This window comes from Pseudoalteromonas sp. NZS127, assembly GCF_015864805.1.
Classification (GTDB): Bacteria; Pseudomonadota; Gammaproteobacteria; order Enterobacterales; family Alteromonadaceae; genus Pseudoalteromonas; species Pseudoalteromonas nigrifaciens.
Window position 1 is genome coordinate 64,610 of record NZ_JADYWN010000018.1, and the last position, 6,428, is coordinate 71,037.

The window sequence follows — 6,428 nt, forward strand, 5'->3', positions numbered from 1 at the left end:
TAATGGTTGGCTATAATCGCATAGCGATGACCAACTGTTATTTTTCCGTTTAAGCAACTAGTTAGTTTTTGTCGCCTATAGCATTTACTTCAAAGAAACCGCCACATGGTCGAGTTCCATCTTCAATACCATTACAAAACAAACCTTTAGTTGAAAGGTTGTTTTCAATCATTTTATTAATTACATCGTCTACACGTAAGCTTGGCTTGCTGCATAATTCTTTAGAGCAATATATAGGAGTATTTATATCAGAATAACTTCGTGATATGGGTGGTTCACTACTACCCATTTCGTCGAATTCAAAGATATAATTTTTAGTAATATTTTCTTGATTGGACATATTCACCCTTTTGAAAACTAACAGCTTATTGAACACGGTTTTGGTGGTTTATAACACACCAAAAAGGCCTATATTACATACCCTGATAATTTCACCAATAATTATCATTGTAAACACGTAATTACAATAGCTAGGAATTAAGCTCGTTATTTTGCATCAAAACGACGGATAGTAATGTTATCGGGCAAGGTTAGGCTCCTACTCGAAATAAATTTAACTTTTCAGTGAACAGCCTAGCTTCGCAAAAGTACCAACCGCTGACATTAGCAACGCACTAAAAAAGCCTACGATTGCACCGTGAACCCACATTGAAGACATCGTTCGCCACCATAGTTTTCATTGTAACTAAGCCCTAAACCACTGCCACATTCAGGGCAGAATTCTGATATATCTAGTGATGCCCATTCCCAAACGTCCGCATACTCTGGAATACCATCACTATCATGCCCTATCAGTTCACCAGCATTAGTTTGTTTGGCTATGTAGCTACAGTAACTGTGCACTTTTAGTAGTTCTAAAACTATCTCGTGATTTATTTCGAACCACTCGCCAATAACGTTTACAGTGCTGTATTTCTGATGAAATTCTTTTTCTAGTTTCCGGTCTTTATCGCTGTTGATCCACCCCATAAGAGCTAATCTTCGGGAGTTGCCCGTTTGAAGAGTTTTAAGACGTTGAGTTGGGTTATTACTAATACCGATCTTAACTCTTTGGTTCACCAAGTCTTCATTTTCAATGATAAAGTAGAGTGCCATATATCTCCTTGTAGCCCTAACGGTTCTATAGAAAAACCCCAACAGCCGAATTCAATTAAATAATAAGCTCCTACAGCAAACCTAAGAGCTTTCTCACACTAGGTAATGCATTTTGAACTCATAAAAGCGGTCTATTTTCTTAAAAAAGAGTAATTCTACAGCCTCAACGCCAGCAGCAAGCGCGCCGCTTTTTGGCATCGCCTTGACTGCTTTTGTTAGCCTCTTGCTTCGCGCCCGGGCTCATCTTCGGCTACTCGGTAGCGCCAGTAACGATCCGGCTTTACCCAGACAACATTATGCTCAGTAATGTTCTTAAACTCAGCTAAGACTTCACGACCTAACACAAGATTACCGTCTGCATTTTCGCGCAAGAGCTTTTCGACACCATCCTTTATAAGATGATCGACCGCATCGTCTTGGTAGATGCAGCCATCTTTTTCAATCTGAGATAGCATCCATGAAGCTGTTTGCTTAGCATCTGTCATGATTAAGACTTATCTACGGATTCTAGGGAGTCGTTAGGAAAATTACCCTGCTCAAGTTTCTTCCCCGCAAACCACTGGCAAATATAGTACGCAGCATGCTGTGACGGTACAGAACGAACAGTCATCTCTGGACCGCCAGACTTGATCTTTACGATATCTCCGACTTCGAAATTAGCGTTTTTTGTCATGAATACACCTCTTATTTTTTCAGTTTATTGACTAACGCCGCGAACAGCTGCGGCTTTGTAGTGGATTGTTTTGCATTGTTATACGCGCCTACTGGTTTAAATAGGGGCTCATTTTGTTTTTTAGCTCTGTTAGCTGCTTGCCAAACCAAAAAAGTGTTTCTTGTGAAATTTTAAACCCTTCAACAAACTCAGGGGTTCCTGAAACCTCCTTTCCATGCTGTTTAAAGCCGGTAATCTTGAATGACTCCGAATGCATTAAGTCAAGAAGCTCGAAAATACTGGAATCTTCAGAAAATAGAAACCTGGATGCTTCTTTACTGGCAATAAAAGAACGGTGGGTTTCTTGGCTAACTTTCTCATCAACAAGCTCCTGATAGAAGCGGAGTGTGTCTGTGTATACAGAAAAGCGCTTATTATAAAGATCAAGATTTAACTTTCTTTTATTAATTGCCATTTGTTGATATGCGATATAAGCCAGAAATGCAGCCATTATCGCTGACGGAATAAGCTCTATTAACTTTGAACAAATCATTTATTGCGACTCATTAATTTCGTATAACAATTTAATAGTGCGCTCATCGCGCATATTTCTGCCGACTAAACGCTCATTTGTCTACTCTATATAGTTTTAACAAATAACCTAAGGTATTACTATCACTAAGTTTTCTAAAATATTTGAATTAAGTTAAATAGATCAATATGCGCTCACCGCTCATTTTCATGAATATATGCGCAAAGAGCAGTTTAACCAATCTATTAACGACGATGTTTAGCCAGTCTCAATGACCGGTTATCGCTCTTTTAAGGCATTCGCCTCAACACGTTTTGGGGCAAGGGCAGTATAAGAACACTGCCTGCGTTAAATCAACAATCGGTTTCTCTCGATATTTTAATGGCGTCTTCAATCTCTATTCCTAAATATCTGATGGTGTTATCAATTTTTGTATGACCAAGTAGTAACTGAACGGCACGTATATTTTTGGTTCGAGCATAAACTAAAGTCGCTTTGGTTCTTCTCATTGAGTGAGTTCCATATAGGTCAGAATCAAGCCCTAATTGCTCAGCCCAACTCCTGATGATAGACCTGTAATATGAATAGCTTATTGGTTGATTAGAGCGACGTAAACTCCGAAACAAATAATCACTAGGTTGCAATTTAACTTCTTGAACCCAACGGCTAATACTTTGTTGTGTTCTCGGAGTTATCTCAAATTGAACTTCTATCCCTGTTTTCTTCTGCGTCAATTGAACCCTCTCAAATACTTGGTCGTGAGTAGCGACGTCTCGAACTTTTAAAGAGAGTAAGTCACATGATCTTAGCTTGCTATCTATAGCCAAGTTAAGTAGGGCCAATTGCATCAAGTTGTTTTGAATTTCTATTCGAGTGCGAATACGCCAAACCTCTTCAAGCTTGAAAGGGCGTTTCACACCAGTAGCATTGTGATTTAGTTCTGGTTTCATAGTGACCTCCTATTTAAAAGTCATTATGGAGGATAGCGGATGTACTACTGATTAGGATTTTGAAAAAATGCGTTAGAGCATCTCAACTACTTATTCACACAACTTAAGCCACAATAATGGACGTTCATCTAAATCTATTAAAACAAAAATGTGCTTGCGAAACTGTTATTTTGGCACAAAGGATTAGTCGTAACTTTCAGTTTCAAAAAATGTATTGCATTACAGGTATAACAAATTTATTATATAATTAATTTATTATATGGGTAATTCATGAAAGTTCTCTTCTTATGTACTGAAAATTCAGCTAGGTCTATCATGGCTGAGGCGTTATTAAAACATCACGGAAAAGGCAAGTATGAAGTCTACAGCGCGGGGACTGAGCCACATAGTGTTGATGCTCGTACGCTTTCAGCTATAGAGCACTTTGGGTTGCGGACTGATGGCTTACGTTCAAAACACCTTGATGAAGTTAGCAATATCCATTTTGATTTTGTTATTACCCTGTGTGATAAAGCGGCAAAAGAGTGTGATAGCCAAGTCAATGGTACTAAATGCCTTGCTTGGGATTTCCCTGAACCTCGTTCTCGTAGAGATGCCAACCCGTTTGAAAAAACGCTACAAGAGCTAAATGAACGGCTCAAAATGTTTTTGCTGATACAGGAAAAGCAAAAACCAGCGCCAATCACACCAACTACTTTTTACAAAGCGTTAGCTGATGATATTCGTTTGAAAAGTCTATTAATTATTGCTGTTGAAGGTGAAGCATGTGTCTGTGAGTTAATGACTGCGCTAGATGAAGAAAGCCAACCTAAAGTATCCCGTCACTTAGCACAGCTTAGAAAAGCTGGCATTTTATCTGACAGAAAGCATCAGCAATGGGTATTTTATTCAATTAATCCAACACTACCAGAGTGGATGAAGCAAACTATTACATCAACGGTAGTGAATGAACCTATTTTTATTGAACAAGAGCTAGCCAGATTGAATGCTATGGGTGATCGCCCAACGCGTGTTGCAAGCTGCTGTAATTAAGGAATATGACTATGGGGATTTTTGAACGTTATTTATCTGTTTGGGTTGCGATATCAATTGCTGCTGGTATGGCACTGGGGGTTGTTTACCCACCTCTTTTTGAAGCGATAGCAAAGCTTGAAGTTGCCCATGTCAATGTGGTTGTTGCAGTTTTCATTTGGGTAATGATCTACCCCATGATGGTACAAATAGATTTCTCAACAATTAAAGAAGTAGGCAAAAACCCACAAGGACTTGTGTTAACTTTAGTGATTAATTGGCTTATCAAACCATTTTCTATGGCTGCATTGGGTTGGTTGTTTTTTGAAGGATTGTTTGCCGATTTTGTTTCACCAGAAACTGCGCAAGAATATATCGCAGGAATGATTTTACTTGGCGTAGCACCGTGTACGGCAATGGTATTTGTCTGGTCACAACTGACTAAAGGCGACGCAAACTACACGTTAGTTCAAGTGTCGGTTAACGACATCATCATGATTTTTGCGTTCGCTCCAATTGCAGGATTATTGCTGGGAGTGACAGATATTCATGTGCCTTGGGGAACTTTGTTTATTTCTGTCGTCTTATACGTATTGCTACCCTTAATCGCAGGCGTACTCACCAGAAGAAGTTTAAACCGCTCAGGTCGTGATGAAACGGCTATCACAACCTTGTTAGAAAAGTTAAAACCATTTTCTGTCATTGGTTTATTAGCCACAGTTATGCTGTTGTTCGGCTTTCAAGCTAACACTATTTTAGACCAACCACTCAATATTTTGCTAATCGCGATTCCGCTGGTTATTCAAACCTATGGCATTTTCATCATTGCCTATTTTATTGCGCTAAAAATCAAGCTTAAACATAATATTGCAGCTCCATCGTGCTTAATTGGTACATCAAATTTCTTTGAGTTGGCTGTAGCTGTAGCTATTTCTCTTTTTGGCTTGCATTCAGGTGCAGCGCTAGCAACCGTGGTTGGCGTTCTTGTGGAGGTGCCTGTCATGCTGTCTCTCGTAGCGATTGTAAACAGAACAAAACATTGGTTTAACGAATAATTAAGAGGATTCTTATGCAAACTCACCCTTATGACAAACTGACACTTGATAATGGCGCTAGTTTTATCGAATCCTTCCGAGAAAACCCATTGATCGACGCGAAGCGGCGTCGGTGGGATGAATCGGAATAACTAGCCCTGTTCTTGATGAGAATGGTAGTGCAGTGTGATTTAGTCTCATATTCCATCTTGACAACTCATTTCCATACAGTAGTCTATACAGTATATGAAAAAGACGCTTAGATACAACTACAGGCTAAATCCTACGCCAGGGCAAGAAGCTAAACTCGTTGAGTTTGGCGCGACAGCGCGTGGTATTTGGAACTTATTACTGTCTGAAAATATGCGTCGATATGAGTTTGATAAAACATTCTTGTTCTACAATGATATGGCCTCGCTTCTTAAGGAAATAAAGCCTTTTGAAGAGTTTACGTGGATTAAGTCTTTTGACTCGGCAGCAGCTCAGCAAGTTGCTCGTGATTTAGAAACGGCAATGAAAAATGCGTTTTCTAAGGGGCGCTTACAACGTTTCCCAAAACACAAGATTTCATACAAAAAGAAAAAGCTTCACAATGACAGTTTTCGAGCGGTCAATAACTCGAACTGTATCCGCATTGAAAATGGCACTATCAGTATTCCAAAAGTTGGTAAAGTGCCTATCATTTTACATCGCGAACTGGCTAGCAAGATCAAAACGGTAACTGTTCAGTTTCGCCACGGTAAATGGGAATGCAGTATTACTCAAGAAGTGGAGTGCAAAACAGCGCTTCGCGTTTTAAAAACAATCACAGGTTTTGACATTAACTCAAAGCAAACGGTAGTTGGCTCGAACGGCTACGTGGCCGACAATCCAAAGTTTTTAACGCAATCAAAAGCAAAATTAAATCAATTGCAACGCCAGCTTGCACGCCGAACTAAAGGTTCAAATCGCTGGCACAAAACCAAACAACGCATCAACAAATTACACGGCAAAATCTCACGGCAAAGGCTCGACTTTGCACACAAAATTTCATGCCAGATAACCAATGAAAATGACATTTTAGTGTTCGAAGATTTAAACGTACACCCATACACTTTAAATTAAAATAATTACCTGTACACTTTACAAGGTGAGAATGTCAATTATAATGATAG

The 6,428-nt window shown here is 39.3% G+C and carries 9 protein-coding genes; 3 read left to right on the forward strand and 6 right to left on the reverse strand.

The annotated features are described in order from the left end of the window. Positions 1 to 61 precede the first annotated feature (61 nt). The 6 genes from I6E78_RS14865 to I6E78_RS14890 form a co-directional block, all read right to left on the reverse strand. Positions 62 to 340, reverse strand: coding sequence for a hypothetical protein (locus I6E78_RS14865; protein ID WP_192532829.1), 279 nt, complete (start codon positions 338 to 340; stop codon positions 62 to 64). A 284-nt stretch (positions 341 to 624) separates the two neighbouring features. Then, entirely contained in the window at positions 625 to 1,095 is a 471-nt protein-coding gene (locus I6E78_RS14870; protein WP_197182804.1) for a GIY-YIG nuclease family protein, read from the reverse strand. Positions 1,096 to 1,310: 215 nt separating this feature from the next. Further along, complete coding sequence (locus tag I6E78_RS14875; protein ID WP_192532826.1) at positions 1,311 to 1,580, reverse strand: DUF6953 family protein; 270 nt, start codon at positions 1,578 to 1,580, stop codon at positions 1,311 to 1,313. Positions 1,581 to 1,582: 2 nt separating this feature from the next. Then, on the reverse strand, positions 1,583 to 1,768 hold the full coding sequence (locus I6E78_RS14880; protein WP_192532827.1) for a YodC family protein: 186 nt from the start codon (positions 1,766 to 1,768) through the stop codon (positions 1,583 to 1,585). A gap of 88 nt (positions 1,769 to 1,856) precedes the next feature. After that, on the reverse strand, positions 1,857 to 2,258 hold the full coding sequence (locus I6E78_RS14885) for a hypothetical protein (protein WP_192532828.1): 402 nt from the start codon (positions 2,256 to 2,258) through the stop codon (positions 1,857 to 1,859). A 374-nt stretch (positions 2,259 to 2,632) separates the two neighbouring features. Further along, positions 2,633 to 3,229 (reverse strand): tyrosine-type recombinase/integrase, encoded by a 597-nt coding sequence (locus tag I6E78_RS14890; RefSeq protein WP_197182805.1) that lies wholly within the window; start codon positions 3,227 to 3,229, stop codon positions 2,633 to 2,635. A gap of 270 nt (positions 3,230 to 3,499) precedes the next feature. Between I6E78_RS14890 and I6E78_RS14895 the strand changes: the two genes are divergently transcribed. The 3 genes from I6E78_RS14895 to I6E78_RS14905 all read left to right on the forward strand — a co-directional run bounded on the left by I6E78_RS14895 (position 3,500) and on the right by I6E78_RS14905 (position 6,378). After that, positions 3,500 to 4,261, forward strand: a complete 762-nt coding sequence (locus I6E78_RS14895; RefSeq protein WP_197182806.1) for a metalloregulator ArsR/SmtB family transcription factor — start codon at positions 3,500 to 3,502, stop codon at positions 4,259 to 4,261. Positions 4,262 to 4,272: 11 nt separating this feature from the next. Then, entirely contained in the window at positions 4,273 to 5,295 is a 1,023-nt protein-coding gene (arsB, locus tag I6E78_RS14900; RefSeq protein ID WP_197182807.1) for an ACR3 family arsenite efflux transporter, read from the forward strand. A 225-nt stretch (positions 5,296 to 5,520) separates the two neighbouring features. Next, the gene (locus I6E78_RS14905; protein ID WP_231618012.1) at positions 5,521 to 6,378 is read left to right on the forward strand and encodes an RNA-guided endonuclease InsQ/TnpB family protein; all 858 of its coding nucleotides are present in this window, start codon (positions 5,521 to 5,523) and stop codon (positions 6,376 to 6,378) included. Positions 6,379 to 6,428: the final 50 nt, after the last annotated feature.

Coding starts and splice junctions, on each gene's coding strand:
- I6E78_RS14865 (WP_192532829.1), bottom strand. CDS start 340: ATGTCCAATCAAGAAAATATTACTAAAAATTATATCTTTGAATTCGAC.
- I6E78_RS14870 (WP_197182804.1), bottom strand. CDS start 1,095: ATGGCACTCTACTTTATCATTGAAAATGAAGACTTGGTGAACCAAAGA.
- I6E78_RS14875 (WP_192532826.1), bottom strand. CDS start 1,580: ATGACAGATGCTAAGCAAACAGCTTCATGGATGCTATCTCAGATTGAA.
- I6E78_RS14880 (WP_192532827.1), bottom strand. CDS start 1,768: ATGACAAAAAACGCTAATTTCGAAGTCGGAGATATCGTAAAGATCAAG.
- I6E78_RS14885 (WP_192532828.1), bottom strand. CDS start 2,258: ATGGCTGCATTTCTGGCTTATATCGCATATCAACAAATGGCAATTAAT.
- I6E78_RS14890 (WP_197182805.1), bottom strand. CDS start 3,229: ATGAAACCAGAACTAAATCACAATGCTACTGGTGTGAAACGCCCTTTC.
- I6E78_RS14895 (WP_197182806.1), top strand. CDS start 3,500: ATGAAAGTTCTCTTCTTATGTACTGAAAATTCAGCTAGGTCTATCATG.
- arsB (WP_197182807.1), top strand. CDS start 4,273: ATGGGGATTTTTGAACGTTATTTATCTGTTTGGGTTGCGATATCAATT.
- I6E78_RS14905 (WP_231618012.1), top strand. CDS start 5,521: ATGAAAAAGACGCTTAGATACAACTACAGGCTAAATCCTACGCCAGGG.